The organism is Pseudonocardia sp. HH130629-09 (genome assembly GCF_001294645.1).
GTDB lineage: Bacteria > Actinomycetota > Actinomycetes > Mycobacteriales > Pseudonocardiaceae > Pseudonocardia.
This window is the reverse complement of record NZ_CP011868.1, coordinates 3,337,862-3,363,438: the sequence shown is the minus strand read 5'-3', so window position 1 is coordinate 3,363,438 and position 25,577 is coordinate 3,337,862. Positions and strand designations below refer to the sequence as shown.

Here is a 25,577-nt window from a genome sequence, read left to right as displayed (position 1 = left end):
CGACGGTCAGATCCGCTCGGGGGCCCGCTCGCCGTCGTCCTCGACGACCTCCTCGATCGCCTGCTCCCGCGCGGTCGGGGGGCCGGCCTCCTCCCGGGCCTGTGCCGCCGCGTCCTCGGCCTCGTCCCGGGAGGCGTACTGGGTGAGGAGCCCGCACCCGCAGTCGCACCGCACCACCCACCGATCGGCGACGTCGGCCATCGGCAGCACCTGCGGGTCGTGATTCTCCACGAGGACCTCCTCTGTGGGGAGTGGGTGATCGGCATCATGGCGTGACGCAGTGCCCCGGCGCCATTCGGGAGAGGGGGTCGCCGGACGACGGCCGGGCCGCACCGGGCCGGTCTCACCAGCCGAGCAGACCGACCAGCACGGCGTGGACCAGCCAGAACGGGGCGAACGCCAGTGCCACGAGCCCGCCGGGGCCGACCCCGCGCCGGGCCGGGAACACCAAGCGCGAGGGCGGCGAGCCCCCACGGCACGAGCAGCGCGAGCCCGCGCAGCGGCCACGACCCGACCCCGGTGACCAGGGCCAGCAGCAGCGCCACCGCCACCCAGCCGGCCGCCGCGGCCACGCAGCGGGGGAGCACGGCGGCGACGCCCGGGAGCTCCGGTGACCGGGCGGTGACCGGGGCCGGCTCCGGCTCCGTGCCCGGTGGGTACGGCGGCGCGCCGGGCAGCGGGGCGTGCGGCGGGACCTCCACCGGGCCGGACGACGCCGGGGCCACCCGGGAGAAACCCGGGGCGCCCTGCCACGACGGCGTCGCCCCGGCCGACCCGCGCACGTCCGGCCGCGCCGGCTCGTCCGGTCCGGGCCGGTCAGCGGGGTCGGTGCCGCTCATGTCGGGAGCCTAGACCGCCACCCGCCCGCGGGCCCGCACCGCACGATGATCGCCGGGAGTGGAGTTCAGAGCGCAGCGGGGTGCGTCCGGCGTCCACTCCCGGCGACTATGGTCCGGCGGGGCGGTGTGCGGGAGCCGGGGTGCGGCCGTAGGTCAGCCGGCGCAGCAGCACCTCGGCCGGGCCGCGGTGGCCTCGGCGCCCGGCGACCACGGCGACGACGACGGTCACCAGCCACACCCCGGCCCCGCACAGCGTCGCCGCCCACAGCGGCAGGCCCGCGCCGAGCCCGAGCGTCCAGGCCGGGAACAGGGCCACGAACGCCACCGACTGCGCCAGGTACCCGCTCAGCGAGCGCCGCCCCAGCGCGACCAGCGCGCGGATCACCCACCCGCCCGGCGCCGCTCCGGCGGACCGTGTCCGTCGCGCGACGACCAGCCCGGCCAGCGCCGCGTACCCGGCGCCCGCGGCGTGGCCGGTGACGGCGTGCAGCACCCCGACCACGAGCGCGACCGGCGCCGACGGCGTCCACGCCCCCGCGGCGACCAGCCCCAGCGGCAGGCCGCCCACGACCCCGGCCCCGATCCCCGCGACGGCGACCCGGCGCAGCGCGCGACGGTGCCGGGCCGGGTCGTCGAGCCAGCCGGCCCGGGCGACGAGGACCCCCGCGACCGCGGCCCCCGCCAGCCCGACCGCGCTGATCAGCAGGTTGCCGAACAGCCACTCGCCGAAGCGCTCCACCGCCGCGGACACCACGTCCGGTGCGACCAGCGACGGCGACGCCGACGCCGCGTCGGACCGGGTCAGCGCGACGGGGGCGTAGAGCACCGCCAGCAGCGTCGTCGCGGCCACGCCGGTGAGCACCAGCACCGCGGTCGACCCGCGGACCAGCACCGGCGCGAGCACCACGGCGATCAGGCCGTAGGCGGCGACGAAGTCCCCGTGCCACAGCAGCACCGCGTGCGCGGCGCCGACGGCGAACAGCGCCCCGCCCCGGCGCCGGACCAGGGCCAGCACCTGGTCGGGCCCGGCACCGGCGCGGGCCGCGCGGCGGGCGAGCCCGGCGATGCCGTAGCCGAACAGCAGCGCGAACAGCGGGTAGGCCCGGCCGTCGACCAGGGTCAGCTGCACCGCGGCGAGCCAGGCGTCGACGCCGGTCGGGTCGAGCGGGTAGGTGCGCACCCCGATGCCCCGGTGGGTGACGAAGGTGTGCGCGTTCGCCACGGCGATCAGCAGCAGCGCCGCGCCGCGGGCCAGGTCCGGCGCCGGTGCACGACCGGTCACCGGGACGTCACGCATCGCCCGCACGCTACCGGCGGTGTGGTTCGTGCCACGCATGGCGGTGGGTGTGCTCCCCGTCGCGGTACGCAGGCGCGAACGGGGCTAGGGTCCGGGGCGTGTCTGCTACCCCCGTTACCGTTACCGTCACCGGAGCCGCTGGCCAGATCGGTTACGCGCTGCTCTTCCGGATCGCCTCCGGGCAGCTGCTGGGGCCCGACACCCCAGTCACGCTGAACCTGCTGGAGATCCCGCAGGCCGTGAAGGCCGCCGAGGGCACCGCGATGGAGCTCGACGACTGCGCCTTCCCGCTGCTGCGCGGGATCGACATCTTCGACGACGCGAACGCCGCGTTCTCCGGCACCAACGTCGCGCTGCTCGTCGGTGCCCGTCCCCGCAGCAAGGGCATGGAGCGCGGCGACCTGCTCGAGGCCAACGGCGGCATCTTCGGCCCGCAGGGCAAGGCGATCAACGCCGGTGCCGCGGACGACGTGCGCGTCCTGGTCGTCGGCAACCCGGCCAACACCAACGCCCTGATCGCCCAGGCCGCGGCGCCGGACGTCCCGGCCGAGCGGTTCACCGCGATGACCCGCCTCGACCACAACCGCGCGCTGGCGCAGCTGTCGAAGAAGCTCGGCGTCGGCCTCGACGAGATCAGCAAGCTGACCATCTGGGGCAACCACTCGGCCACCCAGTACCCCGACCTCTTCCACGCCGAGGTCGGCGGCAAGATCGCCGCTGAGCAGGTCGAGCGGGAGTGGCTGGAGAACGACTTCATCCCGACCGTCGCCAAGCGCGGCGCCGCGATCATCGAGGCCCGGGGCGCGTCCTCGGCCGCGTCGGCCGCGAACGCCGCCATCGACCACGTCTACGACTGGGTCAACGGCACCCCGGCCGGCGACTGGACCTCCGCCGCGATCCCGTCGGACGGCTCCTACGGCGTCCCCGAGGGCATCATCTCCTCGTTCCCGGTCACCTCCGAGAACGGCGCGTGGAAGATCGTCCAGGGCCTGGAGATCGACGAGTTCTCCCGCGGGAAGATCGACGCGAGCGTCGCGGAGCTGGTCGAGGAGCGCGACACCGTCGCCAAGCTCGGCCTCATCTGAACCGACCGCACACGCACCGCGGCCCCGCACCCGTCACGGGTGCGGGGCCGCGGTGCGTCCGGAGCCGTTCCCGCCGGCCACCCGGCGCACCGGTGATCGCCGATCCGCGCGGTGATCCGCGCCGCGCGCGTCCGGACACGCGCGCACCGGTGATCACCGCGCGGGAGCGGGGGACCGCCCGGGTCGGGTCACCCCAGGCGGGCGCCGGTGCCGCCGTCGAACAGGTGGGTGCGGTCCGGGTCGGGGACCAGGCGCAGGCGGGTCCCGCGCTCCGGCGGGGTGCGCGCGTCGACCCGGGCCACCAGCGTCGTCCCGGCGCCGTCGTGTCCCGCGGCCTCGGTGAGGGTGCCGTAGACGTAGGCGTCGGCCCCCAGCTCCTCGACGACGTCGACGGTCACCTCCAGCCCGTCCCCGGCCCCGGCGGGGCGCAGGTCCTCCGGCCGGATGCCGACCGTGACCGTCTCCGACGACCCGCCGGGCACCGGGATCCGCACCCCGCCGAGGGACACCGACCCGTCGGTGCCGGTGGGCCCCGTCACCAGGTTCATCGCCGGTGACCCCACGAACCCGGCGACGAAGGCGTTCACCGGGCGCTCGTACAGCTCGCGCGGGGCGGCGCACTGCTGCAGCACCCCGCCCGACAGCACCGCGACGCGGTCGCCCATCGTCATCGCCTCCACCTGGTCGTGGGTGACGTAGACGGTGGTGACACCCAGGCGCCGCTGCAGGGAGGCGATCTGGGTCCGGGTGGACACCCGCAGCTTCGCGTCCAGGTTGGACAGCGGCTCGTCCATGCAGAACACGGCGGGCTCGCGCACGATCGCGCGGCCCATCGCGACCCGCTGACGCTGCCCGCCCGACAGGGCACGCGGCTTGCGGTCCAGCAGTCCCTCCAGGTCGAGGATCTTCGCCGCCTCGGCGACGCGGCGGGCGATCTCGTCGCGCGGCCGGCCCGCGTTGGTCAGCGCGAAGCCCATGTTCGCGGCGACCGTCATGTGCGGGTAGAGCGCGTAGTTCTGGAACACCATCGCGATGTCGCGGTCCTTGGGCCGGACGTCGGTGACGTCGCGGTCGCCGATCCGGATGGCGCCGGCGTCGACGTCCTCCAGACCCGCGAGCATCCGCAGCGACGTCGACTTCCCGCAGCCGGACGGCCCGACGAGCACGAGGAACTCGCCGTCGGCGATCTCCAGGTCCAGCTCGTCGACGGCGGGGGTGTCCGACCCGGGGTAGATCCGCGTCGCCGAGTCGTAGGTGACCGTTGCCATGTCAGCGTCCCGCCATCAGATGTTGGGCTTCACGTCGGTGTCGAAGATGCCGTTCAACGTGCCCCTGAGCGTGGTCAGCTCGCTCTGCACGTCGGCCCGCTGGTTGAGGATGTTGGCACAGGCCCGCGCGATCTCCTGGTCGGCGCCCGGGAGGAACGCGCGTGCCCGGTCCTGGGTGCGGGTGCGGTCGAGCTGGTCGAGGGCGACCTCGCGCAGCGGGGTCTCGGCGAGAAGCGGACCGGTGTCCGCCGAGGTCCGGAGCGGCAGGTAGCCGGTGGCCTGGGACAACAGCACGGTGTTCTCCGGGCTGGTCAGGAACTTCGCGAAGTTCGCGGCGGCGAGCTGGCGCTCCGGGGGGATCCCGGCCGGGATGCCGAGGCCGGCGCCCCCGGTCGGGCAGACCGGACCGGCGACCGGGCCCGCCGGCAGGAACCCGGCGCCGACGTCGAACCGCGCGGCGTCGAGCACGGTGACCAGCGAACCGGTGGACCCGACCGTCGCCGACACCGCCCCGGCACCCAGGTCGGTGGTGCCGTCGGTCGCGGCGACGCCCGCCCAGCCCGAGGTCACCGCGTTCTGCAGGGCCGAGATCGCCCGGACGGCCTCGGGGGAGTCGCAGGTGACGTCCCACTCGTTCGACCAGGCACCGCCCTCGCCCCAGAGGTTGTTCTGGAACGACCAGCCGGCGTAGTCGGCCAGGGCGGGGAGCTGGTACGCCTTCTGCGCGCCGGTGCCCGCGGCCTGCAGCCTCGGCCCCCACTCGGCCATCTCGGCCCAGGTCGCGGGCGCGCGGTCGGGCAGGCCGGCCTTCTGCCAGTGCGCCTTGTTGTAGTAGAAGATCGGCGTCGAACGCGCCCAGGGCAGGGCCCAGAGCTTGCCGTCGTAGCGGTAGTCCTCGATCAGCTGCTGCCGGTAGTCGGCGGTGTCGATGCCCGTCGCGGCGATCAGCGGGTCCATCGGCACGATGGAGCGCTGCATGTAGTAGCGGAACCACCACACGTCGGACAGGACGACGAGGTCGGGCAGCTGCGAGCCGCCGCCGGCCTGCGCGGTCTGGAAGCGCTGCGCGATCTCCTCGTAGTTCGCGCCCGCGGTCACCAGGCTCACCGTCGTGCCCGGGGTGGCCTGCTGGTAGGCGGCGATGATCTGCCGCGACACCGTCTCGGAGCCACCGGGGTTGTTCGTCCACCAGGTGACCTCCCTCGCCGGCTGCACACCGGCGTAGTCGATCTCCGGCACGTCGGCGGGGCCGCCGCCGCTGGTGGACGGTCCACCGCAGGCGGCCAGCGCCGCGGCGGCACCGGCGATGCCGGCGACCTTGAGGAATCCGCGACGGTCGAGCGACGGGATCATGGGGTGGCGTCCTTTCGGGAGGAGCGGGACCGGGTGACGGCCGCGGTCAGTCCTTGACCGCGCCCTGGGTGAGGCCGGCGATGATGTGGCGCTGCAGCGCGATGAAGACGATGAGGACGGGCACGATCACGGCGACCGAGCCGGCCATGAGCTGGCCGTAGGCGGCCGCCCGGTTGTCCACGTTGGCCAGCAGGGTGAGCCCTACGGGCAGGGTCATCATCTGCGGATCGGAGACGATGACCAGCGGCCACAGGTAGTCGTTCCACTCGTAGACGATGGTGATCAGCGCGACGGTGGCGACGGTCGGTGCGGACACCGGCAGCACCACCCGGGTGAGCCGGCGCCAGTGCCCGGCACCGTCGAGCTCCGCGGCCTCCAGCAGGCTCGGCGGGAGCGTGCGGAAGTGCTGGCGCAGCAGGAACGTGCCGAACGCCGTCCCGAGACCGGGCAGGATGATGCCCCAGTACGTGTCCGCGCCGCCGAGCGCGGTGATGAGCGTGTAGTTGGGCAGCAGCGCCACCTGCGGCGGCACCATCAGAGTCACCAGCAGCCCGGCGAAGATCCAGTTCTTGAACGGGAACCGGACGAACACCAGCCCGTAGGCGGTGAACACGGCCAGCGCCACCTTGAGCACGGCACCGACCACGGTGACCAGCACCGAGTTGAGGAACACCCGGCCGAACGGAAGGCGCTCGGCGACGGTGGCGTAGTTCTCCGTCGTCGGCGCGGACGGCAGCAGCGCCGGGGTCTGAGTGATGATCTCGGTCAGCGGCTTGAACGACGACAGCGTCATCCACAGCAGCGGGAACAGCACGACCAGCACGGCCACCAGCAGCGGAACGTAGGCGCTGGTCACGACCTCGAACAGGGCCCGCGGGGTGAGTGCGCGGGAGCGCTGCGGGACGGGGGTGGTGGTCATGCGTAGTGCACCCGCCGTTCCATCCACCGCAGCTGGACCAGGGTGAACACCACCAGCAGCGCGAACAGGACCGTCGACACCGCCGCGGAGTAGCCCGCCCGGTTGCTCGCCCCGAACGCCTGCAGATAGGCCTCGTAGATCAGGGTCGTCGTGCCCTGCCCGAGCGGGGTCATGATCCGGATGAGGTCGAAGGCCTGAAGCGAGTTCAGCACGCTCGTCACGACCAGGAAGAAGGTGACCGGCGACAGCAGCGGCAGCACCACCCGGAAGAACGTCCGAGTCGTGGACGCCCCGTCCAGGGCGGACGCCTCCAGCAGGTCCCTCGGGATCGACTGCAGACCCGCCAGGTAGATCACCGCGGCGTAGCCCATGTTCTTCCAGACGTAGACGATGCAGATCATCGCCAGCGACATCGTCGGGTCGTTGAAGAAGTCCGGGGCGGTCCCGCCGACGGTGCGGACGACCGCGCCGAGCACCCCGATCGACGGGTCGAACACGAACAGCCACACGAGCCCGACGCCGACCCCCGACAGCACGTACGGGGAGAACACCGCCGCCCTGGCCACGCCGGTGCCGGGCACCCGCCGGTTGAGTGCCAGTGCGATCAGCAGGCCCAGCACCATCGAGCCGCCGACCGTGACCACGGTGAACACCAGCGTCGTCCACAGGATCCCCGCCGACGACGGCGAGCTGAGGAACGTGACGTAGTTGTCGAGGCCGACGAACGTGGCCGACGGCGAGCCGAGGGTCCAGTTCAGCAGCGAGTACCGGACGTTCTCGATCACCGGCCGGTAGGCGAAGACGATGATCAGGGCGGCGTTGGGGAGCACCAGGGCGAGGAACACCCAGAAGTCGTGCCGGTCCCGGGCGGTGAAGCGCCGCCGTCGCCGTGGCGGGGGCTGCGGGGTCGTACCCGGCGCCGTCGACGCCGGGGCGGCCCGGGTGGGAGTGGACGTCACGTGACCTCACGTCTGTCGCAGGGGCGAACGCGGGGCCGCACCGTCGGCGACCTCGCAGACCCTCGCAGTCTCGTGTGGCCCGGCTGTGTCACGTGTCCGGCGAACAGGTGAACGGCAGTACTCGTACGGGTGACGCGACAGGGGATCGCTACTCCGCCACGCGGCAGATGGCGAAGGCCTCCGCCGGAACGGTGAACGAGGAGCCGTCACTGGTCGTCGGCTCGGAGGCCAGCAGGATCCGGGTGATCTCCGACCCGAGCGACAGCGTCACCGGCTCCGGCCCGAGGTTGACCACCACCCGCATCCGCCCGCGGACGACGACGAGGGTGCGCGCCTGCTCGTGGACGTCGACGCCGACCCGGTCCAGCCACGGGTCGGACAGCTCCGGCCACGCCCGGCGCAGTGCGATGAGCTCGCGGTGCATCCGCAGCAGGGTCGCGTGCGGCTCCTGCTCGGGCTCGGACCAGTCCAGCCGGGAGTCGATGAAGGTCGACTCGGCGTTCGGGTCGGGCACCTCGGCGGCGTCGTCCCAGCCGTGGTCGGCGAACTCGGCGCGCCGGCCGTCGCGGACGGCCTTCTGCAGGGCCGGGTCGCCGAAGCGGGAGAAGAACTGCCATGGCGTCCGCGCGCCCCACTCCTCGCCCATGAACAGCATCGGGGTGAACCCGGAGGTGAACAGCAGCGCCGCCCCGCAGGCCAGCAGGCCGGGTGACAGCGTGTGGGTGAGCCGGTCGCCGGTGGCACGGTTGCCGATCTGGTCGTGGTTCTGCAGGTAGGTGACCAGCCGCGAACCCGGGATCCGGGCGGTGTCGATCGGGGCGCCGTGGCTACGCCTGCGGAACGACGACCAGGTGCCCTCGTGCAGGAACCCGCGGGTGAGCACGTGTGCGAGCCCGTCCAGGCCCGCCTCGGCGAAGTCGCCGTAGTAGCCCTGGCCCTCGCCGGTGAGCACCGTGTGCAGGCAGTGGTGGACGTCGTCGGCCCACTGGGCGTCGAGGCCGTAGCCACCGCCCTCCCGGGCGGTGATCATCCGCGGGTCGTTGAGGTCGGACTCGGCGATCAGCGACAGCGGGCGGCCGACGTGCGCCTCCAGCGCGGTCACCTCGACGGCGAGCTGCTCCAGCACGTGCTGGGCCCGGGTGTCGCGCAGCGCGTGCACGGCGTCGATCCGCAGCCCGTCGACGTGGAAGTCGCGCAGCCACATCAGCGCGTTCTCGATCATGTAGCGGCGGACCTCGTCGGAGCCCGCCCCGTCGAGGTTCAGCGACGGGCCCCAGATGTTGGAGCCGGCGAAGTACGGGCCGAACCGGTCCAGGTAGGCCCCGGACGGGCCGAGGTGGTTGTAGACGACGTCGAGGACCACGCCCAGGCCGCGGGCGTGGCAGGCCTCGACGAAGCGCTTGAACGCGTCCGGCCCGCCGTAGTTCTCGGTGACGGCGTACCAGCCGACGCCGTCGTAGCCCCAGTTCACCGGCCCGTCGACGGCGTTGACCGGCAGCACCTCGACCAGGTCGATCCCGAGCGAGACCAGGTGGTCGAGCCGGTCGATCGCGGAGTCGAACGTCCCGCCGTCGGTGAAGGTGCCGATGTGGCACTCGTAGAGCACCGACCCGGCCAGCGCACGGCCCGTCCAGTTCTCGTCGGTCCACCAGAACGCGTCGTGCTCGTAGACGCGGGAGCGCTCGTGCACTCCCTTCGGCTGCCAGGTGGACCGGGGGTCGGGCAGCGGCGTGGCGTCGTCGTCGAGCAGGAACGCGTAGTCGGTCCCGTGCCCGTGGTCGGGCGCCTCGATGCGCCACCAGCCCCCCGGGGAGGGATCGAGCGCGATGCGCCGCTCGCCCACCAGCACGCTGACGCGGTTCCTGTCGGGGGCCCATACGGCGAACTCCGTCACGGGGGCCGATCCTTCCGCACCCGGTGGGGTCGGCGCGCGCCCGGCGGGGGGTGGGCCGGGTCACGCGCCGCTAGGCTGCCCTGATGAGCGACCCCGACGGAGGCGACGACCTCGACCAGGACGCGCAGCTCCAGCCCGAGGACACCCTGGAGTACGGCGGCGTGACCGACGTGCTCGACGAGGGGTACTCGCCGCCCGAGCGGCCCTGGAACGACCGTGACGACGAGACCCTCGACGAGCGCCTCGCCGACGAGGAGCCGGACACCTGGGCCGCCGAGCTCGAGGCGACGGCCGACGCGGAGGACCGCGACGACGCCCGCGCCGCCGGTGTGGTCGGGGACCCGGACTCCCGCGAGGACTTCTCCGACGTCGACGACGCCACCGGTGGGCTGCTCGGCGACGCCCCGGGCACCGACGGCGAGCTGCTCGCCGACGACGAGGTCGGCGACCGCCGCGCCGGGCGCCTCACCATCGACGACGCGAGCTTCGACGGCAGCGACGGTGGGGAGAAGGACCTGGTGGCGGGCGACGCCGGCATCGACGGTGCGGGCGCCTCGGCCGAGGAGGCCGCGGTGCACCTCGTCGACGAGCCCTGAGTCCCGGACGCACGCGTGCCCCGGTCGCCGACGGCGGCCGGGGCACGGTGGCCGTGGCTCAGGCCGGGCGGACCAGCAGCGCGACCGGGTAGCGCGAGAGCAGGTCGGCCAGCGCGGGCGCCGGCCCGTCCACCGGCCGGTTCGCGATCATGTCGTGCCAGTCGTCGAACCCGCCGGGCAGCGGCAGCCGGGTGTCGTCCCAGCCGCCGCGGCCGGCCAGGCCCTCGGGCAGCCGGGTCGCGACGGCGACGAGCGCGCCCCCGCCACGGGAGAACGCGACGGCGTGCTCCGCCGCCGTGCCCTGGGCGTCGACCCGGCCGTACCCGCTGAACAGCTCGGGGCGGAACCGCCGCAGCCGCGCCGTCGCCGAGGTGACCAGCAGCTTCGCGGCACCGGTCGCGTCGACAGGTGGCTGCTCGCCGGCGTCGAGACGCTCCAGGAGCGCGCGCCGGGCGTCCCAGTCGACCGGGCGCCGGTTGTCCGGGTCGACCAGCGAGTACTCGAACAGCTCGGTGCCCTGGTAGATGTCGGGCACACCCGGGCCGGCCATCTGCAGCAGCTTCTGGGCCAGCGAGTTCGACCAGCCGGGCTCGGCGATCTCCGCGACGAACGCCTCGATCTCGGCGACGAGCTCGGCGTCGGCCAGTACCTGCTCCGGCCAGGCCGCGATCGCCTCGTCGACCTCGGCGACGGCGTCGATGTGCGAGGTCACCAGCTTGGCCTCCTTGGAGGCCTTGCCGAGGTAGCCGGCGAGCCGCTCGGCCGTGATCGGCCACGCCCCGACCAGCGACTGCCAGGCCAGCAGCTCCAGCGACCGGTCGGGCAGCGGGTGGCGCACCGACCACTCGCGGACCCGCGCCGCCCAGTCCGCGGGACGCTCGGACAGCACGGCCAGCCGGGCCCGCACGTCCTCCGACCGCTTGGTGTCGTGCGTGGACAGCGAGGTCATGGTGCGCGAGCGTCCCGCCTCGCGGCGGGCGAGCCCGGCGTGGAACTCCTCGGGCGTCACCCCGAAGCGCGCCGGGTCGCCGCCGACCTCGTTCAGCGCGACGAACCGGTTGTACCGGTAGAAGGCGGTGTCCTCGACACCCTTGGCGGTGACCATCCCCGAGGTCTGCTGCAGCCGGGTCGCGTACTCCGACCCGGGCTCGCGGACCAGCCCGGCGTGCAGGGCACCCAACACCGCGGCCAGGTCGGGGCGACGGGTGCGGGCCACCGCGACCGCGGTGTCGGCGGCCGCCCGGCCCTCGGCGATCTCGGGGGTGAGGTAGGAGCGGTAGACCGGGAAGCCGCACAGCAGCTCGGCGACCGCGTCGTGCAGGTCCTCGGCGGCGACGTCGGCGAGGTCGAGCCCGGTGGTGCCGGAGTCGGCGCCGGGGCCCGCGCGGAAGGCGTCGGCGATCCGGCGCACCTCCGCGACCAGGATCTCCCGGACGACGAGGTGCCGGCCGTCGTCCTCGACGGCGTGCGCGGAGCGCTTCTCCCCGGTGTGCTCGGCGGCGAACTGGGTGAGCAGCCCGGCGCCGTCGGGGTCGACGAGCACCCCGCAGACCTCGCGCAGCGCCTCGTAGCCGGTGGTGCCGTCGACCGGCCAGGAGATCGGCAGCTCCTCGCCGACGCCCAGGATCTTCTCCACCAGCAGCCACTTGCCCGGGCCGAGCTCGGCGCGCAGCCGGCGGGCGTAGCCGCCCGGGTCGGACAGGCCGTCGGGGTGGTCCACCCGCAGCCCGACGACGGTGTCGTCGGAGCGCACGATGTCGAGGACGGTGCGGTGGGTGTCGGCGAAGACCTCCGGGTCCTCGACCCGGACCGCGGCGAGGTCGCTGACGTCGAAGAACCGCCGGTAGGTCAGCTCCGCGGCGCCGCGCCGCCAGGACACGAGCCGGTAGTGCTGGCGGTCGTGCGCCTCCTGCGGGGTGCCCTCGCCGGTGCCGGGCGCGAGCGGGAAGCGGTGCTCGTAGTAGCGCAGCTCCCCGTCGACCACCGACAGCTCCGCCAGGGCCTTCTCCTCGTCGGCGTCCAGCACCGGGAGCAGGATCGGCCCGGCGCCCCAGTCGACGTCGAAGTGCCGGGCCCGGCGCGAGGACGGTCCGTGCGTGAGCACGTCCCACCACCACGGGTTCTCGGCGGGCTTCGCGACGCCGACGTGGTTGGGCACGATGTCGATCAGCATCGTCAGACCGTGCTCGCGCAGCGTCGCGAGCAGCGACCGCAGCCCCTGCTCGCCGCCCCGCTCACCCGACACCCGGGTCGGGTCGGTCACGTCGTAGCCGTGGGTGGACCCGGCCGTGGACTCCAGCAGCGGTGAGGCGTAGAGCGCCCCGACCCCCAGCCGGTCCAGATAGCCGGTCAGCGCGGCGGCGTCGGCGAAGGTCTGTTCCGCCGAGAGCTGCAGCCGGTAGGTCGATCCCGGAAGGCGGGTCACGCCTCAGCCCTTCGATCGCAGGACGAGCAGGGAACGGGCGGGCAGGGTCAGCACCGAGCCCGCGGACACCGGGTCGAGGTCGGTCCCCGTGACGCCGGCGGCGTTCGGCGGGTGCACTTCGCCCGAGTGGGTGTCGACGACGATCTCCCACGCCTGCCCGAACTCGGTGTGCGGGAGCGTGGTGTCGATGTCCTCCCAGAAGGAGTTGAAGCACAGCAGGAACGAGTCGTCGACGATCCGCTGGCCGCGCTGGTCGACGTCGGCGATCTGGCTGCCGTTGAGGAACACGACCACCGAGCGGCCCAGGTCGTTGTCCCAGTCCTCCTCGGTCATCTCCCGCCCGGCGGGGGTGAACCAGCCGATGTCGGCGACGTCCTCGCTGGTGGAGGACCGGCCGATCGGGCGGCCGGCGAAGAACCGGCGCCGGCGGAACACCGGGTGGGCGTGCCGCAGCGCGGCGACGCCCGCGGTGAACGTGGTCAGGTCGTCGTGCTTGCCCGCGAGCTCCCAGTCCTGCCAGGCGATCTCGTTGTCCTGGCAGTAGACGTTGTTGTTGCCGCCCTGGGTGCGTCCGGCCTCGTCGCCGTGCAGCAGCATCGGGGTGCCCTGGGACAGCAGCAGCGTCGCCAGGAAGTTGCGCTGCTGGCGGGCCCGCAGCTCGACGATGGTCTCGTCGTCGGTGGGACCCTCGACGCCGCAGTTCCAGGACCGGTTGTGGCTCTCGCCGTCGTTGCCGCCCTCGCCGTTGGCCTCGTTGTGCTTCTCGTTGTACGAGACGAGGTCGGCCAGGGTGAACCCGTCGTGCGCGGTCACGAAGTTGATCGAGGCGAACGGTCGGCGGCCGTCGGCCTGGTAGAGGTCCGAGCTGCCGGTGATCCGCGACGCGAACTCGCCCAGGGTGCCCGCCTCACCGCGCCAGAAGTCGCGCACGGTGTCGCGGTACTTGCCGTTCCACTCGGTCCACAGCGGCGGGAAGTTGCCGACCTGGTAGCCGCCAGGGCCGACGTCCCACGGCTCGGCGATCAGCTTGACCTGCGAGATCACCGGGTCCTGCTGGACGAGGTCGAAGAAGGTCGACAGCCGGTCGACGTCGTAGAACTCGCGGGCCAGGGTGGAGGCAAGGTCGAAGCGGAAGCCGTCGACGTGCATCTCGGTCACCCAGTACCGCAGCGAGTCCATGATCAGCTGCAGGGTGTGCGGGTTGCGGACGTTGAGGGAGTTCCCGGTGCCCGTGTAGTCCATGTAGTAGCGGGCGTCGTCGTCGACCAGCCGGTAGTAGGCGTGGTTGTCGATGCCGCGCATGGACAGCGTCGGGCCCATGTCCGAGCCCTCGGCGGTGTGGTTGTAGACCACGTCGAGGATGACCTCGATGCCGGCGTCGTGCAGGTCGCGCACCATCGCCTTGAACTCCGCGACCTGGGTGCCGGACCGGATCGAGCCCGACGAGTACGCGTGGTGCGGGGCCAGGAAGCCGATGGTGTTGTAGCCCCAGTAGTTCGACAGGCCCTTCTCGGTGAGGTGGTGGTCCTGCACGAACTCGTGCACCGGCATGAGCTCGACGGCGGTGATCCCGAGCCGCTTGTAGTGCTCGATCATCGCCGGGTGCGCCACGCCGGAGTAGGTGCCGCGCAGCTCCTCCTCGACGTCCGGGTGCTGGATCGTCAGTCCCTTGACGTGCGCCTCGTAGACGACGGTCTCGTTGTAGGGGATCTTCGGCGGGCGGTCCGAGCCCCAGTCGAAGTACGGGTTGACGACGACCGACTTCGGCACGTGCGGCGCGGAGTCGGTGTCGTTGCGCGAGTCCGGGTCGCCGAAGTTGTAGCCGAACACGGCCTCGTCCCAGTCGACCGGGCCGTCGAGGGCCTTGGCGTAGGGGTCGATGACCAGCTTGTTCGGGTTGCACCGCAGACCCCGGGCCGGGTCGTAGGGACCGTGCACGCGGTAGCCGTAGCGCTGGCCGGGCTCGATGCCGGGCAGGTAGCCGTGCCAGACGAAGCCGTCGACCTCGGTCAACGGGACCCGGGTCTCGGCGAGTCCGCCGGGCGCGCCCGGGTCGGGGGAGAACAGGCACAGCTCCACGGCGTCGGCGACCTCGGAGAACAGTGCGAAGTTGGTGCCGGTGCCGTCGTAGCTGGCACCCAGCGGATAGGCGTGCCCGGGCCAGGCCTGCATGGTCTGTGTCCTCTCGTCGCGTACCCCCGGCCGCAGGCCGCTGGCACGCTCACACTGTGTAGGGCGGGCTCCGTTGCCGCATGGTGGACGGGGCCGCCGGCGGCCCACGCCACATCACCGTCACGTCCGCAGCTGCTGCGGACGGGGGCGGTCGATCGTCCCAGGGACGGTCAGGAGTCGGCGAGCCGGGCGGGGAAGCCGCCGGTGGCGACAGGGCTCCAACGGGTCGGGGTGATGCGGATCAGGGCCTTCCCCTGGTCGGCCATGGCCCGGCGGTACTCGTCCCAGTCCGGGTGCTCGCCGGAGACGGCGCGGAAGTAGTCGACCAGCGGCTCGAGCGCGTCGGGCAGCGTGATGAGCTCGGCGTCGCCCTCGACCTGCACCCAGGCGCCGTCGAACTCCTCGCTCAGCACGACGACCGCGGCCCTGCCGGCCTTCGCCACGTTGGCCGACTTGGCGCGCTCGGGATAGGTGGAGATCACGATGCGCCCCTCGTCGTCGACGCCGCCGGTGACCGGGGAGGCCTGCACTCCGCCGTCGGAACGGGTGGTCATCAGCACCATGTGGTGCCGGGGACGGACGAACTCGAGCAGCTCGTCCCGGTCGACGCGGTCACTGCGGGCGATGGTGCGGGGCATGCCCGGGATCCTAGGGCGGCCGGGGGCCCGGCGCCCGCCGTTCCTCACCCCGCGCCGCGGGCCACTAGGGTCCGGATCCGTGGCGACTGTCTTCACGAAGATCATCAGCGGCGAGATCCCGGGCCGGTTCGTCTGGGCCGACGAGCAGTGCGTGGGGTTCCTGTCGATCAACCCGCTCGGCCCGGGGCACACCCTCGTCGTGCCGCGCGCCGAGATCGACCAGTGGGTCGACGCCGACGCCGGCCTCGTCGCCCACCTCACCGGGGTGGCGCGGACCGTCGGACTCGCGGTGCGGGAGATCTGGTCGCCGCCCCGGGTGGGTCTGCTGGTCGCCGGGTTCGAGGTGCCCCACCTGCACGTCCACGTGTTCCCGGCGTGGGACATGCGCGCCTTCGACTTCGCGAACGCGGCCGCCACCGTCGACGGCGCCGAGCAGGACGGGCACGCCGAGACCCTGCGCGCGGCGCTGCGGGCCGCCGGACACGACGCGCACGTCCCGGGCTGAGCGGGTGCACCTGCTGCTCGTCCGGCACGCGCTGCCTGAGGCCGTCGAGCACGACGACGGTACGCACGCCGACCCGGGCCTCGCGCCGCAGGGCCGGGAGCAGGCCGCCCGGCTGGTCGACGCACTGGCCGGCTCCCCGGTCGACGCGCTGTACACCAGCACGATGCTCCGCGCGGTCCAGACCGCGGAGCCGCTCGCGCGCGAGCGCGGCGTCGCTCCGCACACCCGGTCCGACCTGTGCGAGTACGACGCAGAACGCTCGCTCTACGTCCCGGTCGCCCGGATGGCGCAGGCCGACCCGGCGGCATGGGCGCGGATGCGGGCCGGGCACCTGCCAGACCACGTCGACGGCGCCGCGTTCCGGGCCCGGGTGCGTGCCGGGATCGAGGACGTCGTCGCGGCGCACCCGGGCCGGGCGACGGTGGTCGTCGTCGCCCACGCGGGCGTGGTCAACGCCTACCTCGCCGAGGTGCTGGGCATCGGACGGGACCTGCCGTTCCCCCTCGACTACGTCGGCGTCTCGCGGGTGGTCTGCGCACGCGACGGGATGCGCAAGGTCGCGACGGTGAACGAGACGGCCCACGTCGCGGACCTGCTCTGACCCCACCGTCGACCGTTGCGCAACGGTCGTCGACCGCTTGCCGTCGACCGTTTGCCGTGGACGGCGGTGCACGTGGTGGGCCTGTGCCCCACTCGTACGCCGTTCGCCGCCGTCGTTGCGCCGCCCGGCTTCGGACGGGTGATCCAGGACGCCGAGCGGGCGGGCTGTACCTACGCTCTACTGCGTCTCCGCCCGACGACGATGCCGAGGTCGCGGGGCCCCGTCGAGGTCGGGTGCCGGATCCGGTACGGGCCACCCATGGACTCCGAAGGGACCTCACGCCGATGGCCGAGCGCGGAGGCTGCGGGACGACGGGCGTCGCGTCCACGCTCCCGCCGGCCCTGCCGTCGCGTGTGGCGCCTGCCCGGTCCGCGACGACGGCGCACCGTGCGTGCTCGCCCTCGGCGCCGTCCGGATGCGCCGCCCGGATGCTCCGGCCGACCGGTCCCGGGGCGATCGCATGACCCCGGCAGGGGTGGTTCCCGGTGGTCACCGGCCTCGGTCGCGCACGACGTCACAGGTGCCGCACGGTCGCGACGAGACGATCGGTCCCGACCGTTCGGGCAGGCACCGGTGACCGCGATCCGGGGTGAGGCCACCGATCGGCCCCGCTGGCCCTCGCGCGGCCTGCTGGCCCGGGTGCTCGCCGTGCTGGTGCTGGTCGAGGTCACCGCCGTGGTGCTCGTCGTGACCGACGTCGCTCGGCTGCCGTGGGACCGCGACACCGGCATGCTGGCGCTGGGTGCCCTCGGTCTCGCCGCACTCGGCGCGCTGCACACCGAGATGGCGTCCGGTATCGACCAGGTGCGCCGACGCGGAGCGCAGGTCACCTACTTCGACCTGTCGACGGTCTGGACCTTCGCGGCCGCGCTGCTGTTGCCGCCGGGGGTGGCGGGCCTGGTGGTCGTCGCGGTCTACGGCCACCTGTGGTGGCGGGTCTGGCGCCCGGCCGGGGCGAAGCTGTACCGGCACGTCTACACCACCGCGACCGTCGTGCTCGCCGCGATGGCCGCCTCGGTCATCGTCCCGTCCGACTCGCTCACCGCGGCGGCGGGGCTCGGCGGTGCGAGCCAGGTGGTCGGCTACCTGTCGCTGCTGCTGGCCATGGCGGTCTACGGGCTGGTCAACCAGGTCCTCGTCGCGACCGCGCTGGCCCTGACCTCGCCACATCGTCCCGACTGGCGACGCCTGATGGGGGACTGGGACGACCACGTGCTCGAGGGCGCGACGCTGTGCCTGGCGGTACTGGCCGCGCTCGCGGTGCAGCGCCAGGTGCTGCTCGCGCTGCTGGTCCTCCCGCCGCTGCTGGTGCTGCACCGGGCGGTGCTGATCCGGCAGCTGGAGGAGCGGGCGAACACCGACGCCAAGACCAACCTGCTCACCGCGGTCGCGTGGCGGGGCCGGGCGCACCGGGCGCTCACGCGGGCCCGGCGCCAGCGCGGTGCCGTCGCGGTGCTGATCCTCGACCTGGACCACTTCAAGGCCGTCAACGACGGCTACGGCCACCTCGCCGGCGACGAGGTGCTCACCGCCGTCGCCGCGACGCTGAAGGCCCAGGTTCGCGAGGTCGACCCGGTCGGGCGCTTCGGTGGGGAGGAGTTCGTCGTCCTCCTCGCCGGGCTGCCGGTGGGGCCGGAGGGGTGCGCGCTCGCCCACGGCGCGGCCGAGCGCATCCGGCGGACCATCCGGTCGCTGACGGTGCACGTCGACGGCCCGGGCGGCGGCATCACCATCCGCGACCTGTCGGTGTCGGTCGGGGTCGCGGTGACCGGCGGCGACGGCGAGTCCCTCGACGACCTGCTGCAGGTCGCCGACCACGCCCTCTACGCCGCCAAGCGTGCCGGACGCGACCAGGTCCGGATCGGGCGCGACGGGAGCGTCCCCGGCCACTGAGCCCCGGCTACTGAGCCCGGGCGGTGGGGCCCGGTGCCGCGGCGGCGGCAGGACGGTGCGGGTCAGGCGTGCTCGGGCTCGGCCGGGAAGGTGTGCCGCCCGATCCGCACGGCGTCGCGCCCGGCGCGCTTGGCGGCGTAGAGCGCGGAGTCCGCGACCTCGAGCAGCCCGGTCAGGGCGTGGCCGTCGTCGGGGAACAGCGCCCCGCCGATCGAGACTGTGATCCCGGTCCGGGACGGAGGGCCGTCGGTCCCGGGGGCGTCCGGGGGTGGTGTGGGCAGCCGCTGTGCGGGGACCCCGTCCACCGGCGCCGCCGGGTCGGACTCACCCGCGATCCGCCTGCGCAGGCGCTCGGCGATCTGCCGGACCTCCTCGCGCCCGTCGTGCCCGGACAGCCGGGGGAGCAGCACGACGAACTCCTCCCCGCCGAACCGGCCGACGAGGTCGTGGTCGCGCAGCTCCTCGCGCAGCACCCGGGCGGTGGCGGCGAGGACCTGGTCGCCGTAGAGGTGGCCGTGGGTGTCGTTGATCTCCTTGAAGTGGTCCAGATCGAGGATCAGCAGTGCCGCCGGCCGCCGTTCGCGTTCGGCGATGGTCAGCTCGTGGGTGCCGCGCAGGTGCCAGGCCGCGTGGTTGAGCAGACCGGTCTTGGAGTCGGTGTCGGCGCGTTCGCGCAGCTTGCGGACCAGGATCGTGCGGTGCAGGGCCAGGATCGGCGGCACCGCGAGCAGCGCCACGAACGGGCCGCTCGCGGCCAGCGCCCCCGCCGTCAGCGCCCCCAGACAGAGGGTCGCCAGCTCCAGGGTGAGCTCGTCGCCGCCGAACAGGATCCGCACCACCCGGGTGTCCGGGCTGGCCATCGCGACCACACCGAGCACCAGGCAGGTGTTGACGACGGTGTACGTGAGCAGGGCCAGCGGCAGTTCGAGGGCGTCGGGCAGACCGGAGTACACCTCGCCCTGACGGGTTGCGGCCAGCACCCCCGCCGTCGCGTACACGGCGAGTAGCACCGTCGCTCCGCTGTAGACCAGGCGATAGGCGGGATGCCGGTCGGGAGACGGGACCGGCCGCTGCACCCGGAGGTAGAGGTGGGCGTAGACCACCATCACCATCAGGCCGCCGAGCGCCGCAGGCAGCAGCAGTGCCGAGGCGAACGTCCACACCGAGGTGAGGTTCACGTGGTGGGTGTCCGCGCTGTACCGCCGGAGCCGCTCCACGCCAGCCACCAACTCGGTGTGCAGCACTCCGGCGACGGTCAGCGTGGCGAACAGCCCCCATGTGGAGTGGTCGAGTCGGGGTGGGACGAGAAGCGCGGCGAGAGTCAGGAGGAGCGCCAGCAGCTCCACGACCAGCACCGGTCCCAGCAGACGGGTGGGGATCGACCAGAGGGGCCAGCGCGTGACCTGATGCCACCGAGGTGGCGCAGGAGACACGTCGTCCTCCCCTCCACCGGTGTGCATCGCACCCGATCTTGCCTCGACAGCGGGCGTGATGGGCGTTTCCCCTCCGTGATCCTAGCCGCAGATGATCGCAGGGAGTGATCGATACGTCTCCGAGACCGTGTCGTTGCTGCCCGATCATGCAAGGCGATCACTGTGTGTAGGCAGCGGTGCTGAGGATGACCGTCGTCGTGATCGCAATGGGGTCCGCTGGATTGTTTCGCGCGGGGCGCTTCGTCAATCCTTTCTGCGCCGGGCGGAAATCGGCGGAAGAGCGCTCGACGGTGAGTGGGTTGTTGCGTGCCGGTCAAGTGCCGTCACGTGCCCCACGTGCAGAGCAGTGATGTGAAGGAGGTGCTCACGTGCGTAACTGGGAGTGGTGATCAGTGATGCGGGCGATACCGGTGTGTGCGCCCCGATCAATATCGGCTCATGTCGGAAAGGGGGCTCGAATCATGCGCAACTGGGAGTGGTGAGATGCGATAGTGCCGAGGTGGCCGCACGGGGCGTGGCGGGTCAGTCGTCCGGGTGACGACTGTCGCCCGCCGCGCCCGGCAGCGCCATCGAGTCCCCTCGGCCGCCTGTCCGTAGAGTGGGACCCCGAGTCGATGCCGGTCCTCCCTGCGGTCTCTCCGCCGTGGAGGACTCCCGAACGGGGCCGGCGGCGAGGAGGCAGTACGTGACGACGAACCGGGGACTCTCGGCGATCCGACGCCCGGCCGATCTGCGAGGGCTCGGGCCCGAGGAGCTGGCCTCGCTCGCGGCCGAGATCCGGGGGTTCCTCATCAAGGCGGTGTCCCGCACCGGCGGTCACCTGGGGCCCAACCTGGGCGTGGTGGAGCTGAGCATCGCCCTGCACCGGGTCTTCGAGTCCCCGCAGGACACCCTGATCTGGGACACGGGCCACCAGGCGTACGTGCACAAGCTGCTGACCGGCCGTCAGGAGGGCTGGGACCGGCTGAAGAAGACCGGCGGGTTGTCGGGCTACCCGAGCCGCGCCGAGTCCGAGCACGACCACGTTGAGTCCAGCCACGCGTCGTCGTCGCTGTCCTGGGCCGACGGGATCGCCCGCGCGCACGCGCTGACCGGGGTCGACCGGCACGTCGTCGCGGTGATCGGCGACGGAGCACTGACCGGCGGCATGGCCTGGGAGGCGCTCAACAACATCGCGGCCGGTGCGGACCGCAATGTCGTGATCGTCGTGAACGACAACGGCCGCTCCTACTCGCCGACCATCGGCGGGCTGGCGGACCGGCTCGCGTCGCTGCGGCTGCAGCCCGGCTACGAGCGCGTGCTCGAGGCCGGCAAGCGCACCGTCCGTGGCACCCCCGTCGTCGGGCCCGCGCTCTACGCGGGCCTGCACGCGTTCAAGGCCGGGGTGAAGGACGCCCTGTCCCCGCAGGAGCTGTTCTCCGACCTGGGGCTCAAGTACTTCGGTCCGGTCGACGGCCACGACATCGGCCAGCTCGAGTCCGCGCTGCGCCGGGCGAAGCGCTTCGGTGGGCCGGTCATCGTCCACACGGTCACCCGCAAGGGCAACGGCTACCCGCCCGCGGAGAACGACGAGGCCGAGCAGATGCACAGCCCGGCCGCGTTCGACCCGGAGACCGGTCTGCCCACCGGCACCCCGGTGACCGGCTGGACCGACGTGTTCGCCGAGGAGATGGTGGCGCTCGGGACACGGCGCACCGACGTCGTCGCGATCACCGCGGCGATGCTCGGCCCGACCGGTCTCGCCCCCTTCGCGGCCGCCCACCCGGACCGCATCGTCGACGTCGGGATCGCCGAGCAGCACGCGCTGACCACCGCCGCCGGGCTGGCCCGGGCCGGGCGGCACCCCGTCGTCGCGCTGTACTCGACGTTCCTCAACCGAGGCTTCGACCAGCTGCTGATGGACGTGGGCCTGCACCGCGAGCGCGTCACGCTGGTGCTGGACCGCTCCGGGGTCACCGGCAGCGACGGCCCGTCGCACAACGGGATGTGGGACCTGTCGCTGCTGGGCATCGTGCCCGGCATGCGGGTCGCCGTCCCGCGCGACGAGACGACCCTGCGCGAGGAGTTCCGGGAGGCCGTCGCGGTCACCGACGGCCCGACCGCGCTGCGCTACCCCAAGGGCTCGGTGATCGGCTCGGTCCCCGCGCTGCGCCGGCTCGACGGCGGGGCCGGGGTCGACGTGCTGCACGAGCCGTCCGACGGGCGCTCCCAGGTGCTGCTCGTCTGCGTCGGGCCGTTCGCCAAGTCCGGCGTCGCCGTCGCCCGGCGGCTCGCCGACCAGGGCGTCGACGTCACCGTCGTCGACCCGCGGTGGGTCCTGCCGGTTCCGCGTGAGCTGTACACCCTGGCCGCCGACCACCAGCTCGTGGTCACCGTCTCCGACTGCGGCACGCACGGCGGGTTCGGGTCCGCGCTGTCGGACGCGTTGCGCGCCGCCGAGGTCGACGTGCGTCAGCGCGACCTCGCGCTGCCCCAGGAGTACCTGGAGCACGGCAGCCGCGACGACGTGCTCGCCACCTGCGGGCTGACCGAGCAGGACATGGCCCGCCGGATCACCGAGTGGGCGGCCGCGGCGGTTCCCTCGACCCCCGAGGGGGCCGTTCCCGGGCGGGAGCGCACCCGCTGATGCGCGTCATCGTCGTCGAGGACGAGCCGGCGATGGCCGACGCCGTCGTGCGCGGCCTGCGCCGGGACGGGATGGCCGTCGACGTCGCCTACGACGGCGACGAGGGTTCGGAGAAGCTGTCGGTGACCCGCTACGACGTCGCGGTCCTCGACCGGGACCTGCCCGGCCGCAGCGGCGACGACCTGTGCGACGAGCTCGTCGCCGCGGGCGGTCTGACCCGGGTGCTGATGCTGACCGCGTCGGGCACCCCGGCCGACAAGGTCGAGGGCCTGTCCCGCGGCGCCGACGACTACCTGGCCAAGCCGTTCGACTTCCCCGAGCTGGTCGCCCGGGTCCGGGCGCTCGGCCGTCGGGCGACCCCGGCGGTGCCGCCGACGCTGCGGGCCGGCGACGTCGTGCTGGACCCGGCCCGGCGCACCGTGCTGCGCTCCGGGCGCCCGGTCGAGCTGACCCGCAAGGAGTTCGGTGTGCTGGAGGTCCTGCTCGCCGCCGGTGGTGCCGTGGTGTCGTCGGAGGAGCTGCTCGAACGCGTCTGGGACGAGAACGCCGACCCGTTCACGACCACGGTGCGGGTCACCGTCATGACCCTGCGCAAGAAGCTCGGCGCGCCGGGTCTGATCGACACCGTCGTCGGTGCCGGGTACCGGGTGCCCGCCGACGGGACCCCCACGGCGTGACGCGGTGGGCGCCCTCCGGCCGCGGCTGACGCTGCTCGCGACGGCGCTCGTCGCCGCCGTCGCCGCGCTGCTGCTCCTGCTCGGCTGGATGCTGGTGGGCGCGGTCATCGCAGGCACCCCGGCGCTGCCCGGGACGGTGTTCGTGGGCGGGGTCGCGGTGCCCGCCGAGACGGCCCGCGACGCGGTCGCCGCCTCGGCGCGCGCCGAGGTGCTGCGGGCCGGGCTGATCGCGTTCCCCCTGGTCGTGGCGGCCGGTGCGGTCGCGTCCTGGGTGCTGGTCGGGCGGGTGCTGTACCCGCTGCGCCGGGTCGTCGAGACCACGTCACGCCTCTCGGCGAGCTCGCTCGACGAGCGGGTCGCACTCGCCGGGGCCCGCGGCGAGGTCGCCGAGCTGGCCGCCGCCGTCGACGCGATGCTCGATCGGCTGCAGGCCGCGTTCGACGCCCAGTCCCGGTTCGTCGCCAACGCCGGGCACGAGCTGCGCACCCCGCTGGCGGTGCTCCGCACCGAGATCGACGTGACGCTCCAGGGTCCCGACGCCGACGCCGCGGAGCTGCGCCGGATGGCCGGGGTGGTCCGTGAGGCGGGCCGTCGCTGCGACGAGTTGGTCAGCGGGCTGCTGCTGCTCGCCCGCACCGAGGCCGGGGGAGCGTTGCAGGACTCGGACCGGGTGCCGGTGGACCTGGCCGCGCTCGTCGCCGCGGAGCTCGCGGCGGTGACCGGGGACGTCGCCGTCCGCGGACTGGTGGTGCGGACCGACCCGCGACCCGCGACGACCCGGGGCAACGAGCCGTTGCTGCGCCGGATGGTGGCGAACCTGCTGGAGAACGCGGTGCGGCACAACCGCGACGGAGGCTGGATCGAGGTCGGCTGCGGCACCGGAACGCCCGGGTCGGCGGTCGTGCTGCGGGTCGCGTCGTCGGGGCCGGAGCTGGCCCCGGACAAGGTGGCCGAGCTGTTCGAGCCGTTCCGGCGGGGCCCGGTGGCCCGTACCGGCCATACCCGCGGATCCGGCCTGGGGCTGTCGATCGTGCGGTCGGTCGCGACCGCGCACGGCGGCACCGTGCACGCCGAGGCGGTCCCCGGCGGGGGACTGGCGGTGCACGTCGCGCTGCCCGACGACACGACGGCCCCCGTGCCCTCGGGCGGCGCCCCGGCGCTGGCCCGCTGACCGGCGGGCAGGCCCGGTCCGGGCTCAGCCGGCGCGGGTGGCCAGGGCCGGTTCGAGCACCGGGGTCAGGAGCTCGACCTGCCACGGGCGGGCGCCGCCGGCGCGCAGGGCGGCCGGGAGGTCGCCGTCGGTGGGCGGGGTCCAGCAGACCCGGCGCAGCAGGTCGGGCTGCAGCAGGTTCTCCACCGGCACGTCGTGCTGCTCGGAGACCGTGCTCAGTGCCGCGCGGGCGGCGGCGAGCCGGGCGGCGGCGTCGGGGTCCCGGTCGGCCCAGCGCGACACCGGCGGGGGGCCGTCGGTGGTCGCGGCGCCACGCGGCAGCTCGGACTCGGGCAGCTCGGCGGCCCGGCGGAGCGCGTCGAACCAGTACCGGGCCAGCCTGCGCTGGGAGCGTCCGCGGAACACCGGCAGCTCGGCCAGTGCCTGCGGGGAGTCGGGGTTGCGCACCGCGGCGTCGACGATCGCGGCGTCGGGCAGGACCCGGCCGGGGGCGATGTCGCGCTCGGCCGCAAGCGCGTCGCGGGCCAGCCACAGCTCCCGGACCGCGGCGAGCGGCCGGGGGCGGCGGACCTTGTGGATGCCGGAGGTGCGCCGCCAGGGCTCCGCGCGCGGCGCGGGCGGCGGTGCGGTGCGGACCGCCTCGAACTCCTGGCGGGCCCACTCCAGCTTGCCCTGCTCGTCGAGCATCCGGGTCAGGACGTCCCTCAGGTCGATGAGGACCTCGACGTCCAGCGCGGCGTAGACCAGCCAGTCCTCGGGCAGCGGGCGACGCGACCAGTCGGCGGCGCCGTGCCCCTTCTCCAGGCCGAGGCCCAGCAGGTTCTCCACCATCGGGCCGAGCCCGACCCGGGGGAGCCCGGCGAGCCGACCCGCGAACTCGGTGTCGAACAGCGACGCCGGGCGCAGCTCCAGCTCGGCCAGGCACGGGAGGTCCTGCGAGGCCGCGTGGAGCACCCACTCCGGCCCGTCGAGGGCCTCGGCGAGCGGCCCCAGCTCGCCGCGCAGCGGGATCGGGTCCACCAGCGCGGACCCGGCACCGGCACGCCGCAGCTGCACCAGGTAGGCGCGCTGGGAGTACCGGAAGCCGGAGGCACGCTCCGCGTCGACGGCGACCGGACCGCTGCCCCCGGCGATCGCCGCCGCCACGCGGGCGAGGTCGTCGGGGGTCTCGGTGACCGGGGGGAGGCCGTCGGCGGGACGGAGCAGCGGTACCGGATCGGGTGAAC

Annotated in this window: 21 protein-coding genes; 9 read left to right on the top strand and 12 right to left on the bottom strand. The window is 73.7% G+C overall.

The features are described from left to right. Positions 1-6: 6 nt before the first annotated feature. Entirely contained in the window at positions 7-231 is a 225-nt protein-coding gene (locus XF36_RS15430) for a hypothetical protein (protein ID WP_060712524.1), read from the bottom strand. A gap of 288 nt (positions 232-519) precedes the next feature. Between XF36_RS15430 and XF36_RS15425 the strand changes: the two genes are divergently transcribed. Then, positions 520-852: a hypothetical protein gene (locus XF36_RS15425; RefSeq protein ID WP_060712523.1), complete on the top strand. Its 333-nt coding sequence runs from the start codon at positions 520-522 to the stop codon at positions 850-852. Between the two features lie 93 nt (positions 853-945). Here the strand turns inward: XF36_RS15425 and XF36_RS15420 are convergent, their stop codons facing one another. After that, a complete protein-coding gene (locus tag XF36_RS15420; protein WP_064485618.1) occupies positions 946-2,136 on the bottom strand; it encodes a DUF418 domain-containing protein in 1,191 nt (396 codons plus the stop codon). Positions 2,137-2,234: 98 nt separating this feature from the next. On the opposite strand from XF36_RS15420, the gene XF36_RS15415 reads away from it, so the two are divergent. Next, complete coding sequence (locus tag XF36_RS15415; RefSeq protein ID WP_060712521.1) at positions 2,235-3,221, top strand: malate dehydrogenase; 987 nt, start codon at positions 2,235-2,237, stop codon at positions 3,219-3,221. Positions 3,222-3,409: 188 nt separating this feature from the next. Here the strand turns inward: XF36_RS15415 and XF36_RS15410 are convergent, their stop codons facing one another. The 5 genes from XF36_RS15410 to treZ form a co-directional block, all read right to left on the bottom strand. Continuing rightward, positions 3,410-4,489 (bottom strand): ABC transporter ATP-binding protein, encoded by a 1,080-nt coding sequence (locus XF36_RS15410; RefSeq protein WP_060712520.1) that lies wholly within the window; start codon positions 4,487-4,489, stop codon positions 3,410-3,412. A 15-nt stretch (positions 4,490-4,504) separates the two neighbouring features. After that, positions 4,505-5,842, bottom strand: coding sequence for an ABC transporter substrate-binding protein (locus XF36_RS15405; protein ID WP_060712519.1), 1,338 nt, complete (start codon positions 5,840-5,842; stop codon positions 4,505-4,507). Positions 5,843-5,888: 46 nt separating this feature from the next. Next, positions 5,889-6,761 (bottom strand): carbohydrate ABC transporter permease, encoded by an 873-nt coding sequence (locus XF36_RS15400; protein WP_060712518.1) that lies wholly within the window; start codon positions 6,759-6,761, stop codon positions 5,889-5,891. Further along, positions 6,758-7,720 carry a carbohydrate ABC transporter permease gene (locus tag XF36_RS15395; RefSeq protein WP_145981377.1) on the bottom strand — a complete coding sequence of 321 codons (963 nt, stop codon included), beginning with the start codon at positions 7,718-7,720 and terminating at the stop codon, positions 6,758-6,760. Before XF36_RS15395 ends, XF36_RS15400 begins: the two co-directional genes overlap by 4 nt. A gap of 148 nt (positions 7,721-7,868) precedes the next feature. After that, positions 7,869-9,614, bottom strand: coding sequence for a malto-oligosyltrehalose trehalohydrolase (treZ, locus tag XF36_RS15390; RefSeq protein ID WP_060712517.1), 1,746 nt, complete (start codon positions 9,612-9,614; stop codon positions 7,869-7,871). An 83-nt stretch (positions 9,615-9,697) separates the two neighbouring features. Here treZ and XF36_RS15385 point away from each other — a divergent pair, with 83 nt between their 5' ends. After that, on the top strand, positions 9,698-10,210 hold the full coding sequence (locus tag XF36_RS15385; protein ID WP_060712516.1) for a DUF5709 domain-containing protein: 513 nt from the start codon (positions 9,698-9,700) through the stop codon (positions 10,208-10,210). 58 nt (positions 10,211-10,268) lie between these two features. On the opposite strand, the gene treY is transcribed toward XF36_RS15385, so the two are convergent. The 3 genes from treY to XF36_RS15370 all read right to left on the bottom strand — a co-directional run bounded on the left by treY (position 10,269) and on the right by XF36_RS15370 (position 15,445). Then, positions 10,269-12,635 carry a malto-oligosyltrehalose synthase gene (treY, locus tag XF36_RS15380; protein WP_060712515.1) on the bottom strand — a complete coding sequence of 789 codons (2,367 nt, stop codon included), beginning with the start codon at positions 12,633-12,635 and terminating at the stop codon, positions 10,269-10,271. 3 nt (positions 12,636-12,638) lie between these two features. Next, on the bottom strand, positions 12,639-14,807 hold the full coding sequence (gene glgX, locus XF36_RS15375) for a glycogen debranching protein GlgX (RefSeq protein ID WP_060712514.1): 2,169 nt from the start codon (positions 14,805-14,807) through the stop codon (positions 12,639-12,641). 170 nt (positions 14,808-14,977) lie between these two features. Then, positions 14,978-15,445: a PPOX class F420-dependent oxidoreductase gene (locus XF36_RS15370; protein WP_060712513.1), complete on the bottom strand. Its 468-nt coding sequence runs from the start codon at positions 15,443-15,445 to the stop codon at positions 14,978-14,980. 79 nt (positions 15,446-15,524) lie between these two features. On the opposite strand from XF36_RS15370, the gene XF36_RS15365 reads away from it, so the two are divergent. The 3 genes from XF36_RS15365 (at position 15,525) to XF36_RS15355 (ending at position 18,444) form a co-directional block, all read left to right on the top strand. Beyond that, on the top strand, positions 15,525-15,950 hold the full coding sequence (locus XF36_RS15365) for an HIT family protein (RefSeq protein WP_060712512.1): 426 nt from the start codon (positions 15,525-15,527) through the stop codon (positions 15,948-15,950). A 4-nt stretch (positions 15,951-15,954) separates the two neighbouring features. After that, positions 15,955-16,551 carry a histidine phosphatase family protein gene (locus XF36_RS15360; protein ID WP_060712511.1) on the top strand — a complete coding sequence of 199 codons (597 nt, stop codon included), beginning with the start codon at positions 15,955-15,957 and terminating at the stop codon, positions 16,549-16,551. Positions 16,552-17,124: 573 nt separating this feature from the next. Continuing rightward, a complete protein-coding gene (locus XF36_RS15355) occupies positions 17,125-18,444 on the top strand; it encodes a GGDEF domain-containing protein (RefSeq protein WP_060712510.1) in 1,320 nt (439 codons plus the stop codon). Positions 18,445-18,506: 62 nt separating this feature from the next. Here XF36_RS15355 and XF36_RS15350 read toward each other — a convergent pair whose 3' ends face one another. Beyond that, complete coding sequence (locus XF36_RS15350) at positions 18,507-19,799, bottom strand: GGDEF domain-containing protein (protein ID WP_060712509.1); 1,293 nt, start codon at positions 19,797-19,799, stop codon at positions 18,507-18,509. A gap of 763 nt (positions 19,800-20,562) precedes the next feature. Between XF36_RS15350 and dxs the strand changes: the two genes are divergently transcribed. Genes dxs through XF36_RS15335 form a run of 3 tightly spaced genes read left to right on the top strand, consistent with a single transcriptional unit; the run spans position 20,563 to position 24,351 of the window. Beyond that, positions 20,563-22,503, top strand: a complete 1,941-nt coding sequence (gene dxs, locus XF36_RS15345; protein WP_060712508.1) for a 1-deoxy-D-xylulose-5-phosphate synthase — start codon at positions 20,563-20,565, stop codon at positions 22,501-22,503. After that, positions 22,503-23,180 (top strand): response regulator transcription factor, encoded by a 678-nt coding sequence (locus tag XF36_RS15340; RefSeq protein WP_043278510.1) that lies wholly within the window; start codon positions 22,503-22,505, stop codon positions 23,178-23,180. The genes dxs and XF36_RS15340 overlap by 1 nt, the downstream gene beginning before the upstream one ends. 4 nt (positions 23,181-23,184) lie before the next feature. Further along, positions 23,185-24,351, top strand: a complete 1,167-nt coding sequence (locus XF36_RS15335; RefSeq protein WP_238588896.1) for a sensor histidine kinase — start codon at positions 23,185-23,187, stop codon at positions 24,349-24,351. Positions 24,352-24,375: 24 nt separating this feature from the next. Here XF36_RS15335 and XF36_RS15330 read toward each other — a convergent pair whose 3' ends face one another. After that, entirely contained in the window at positions 24,376-25,557 is a 1,182-nt protein-coding gene (locus XF36_RS15330; RefSeq protein ID WP_060712506.1) for an HRDC domain-containing protein, read from the bottom strand. Positions 25,558-25,577: the final 20 nt, after the last annotated feature.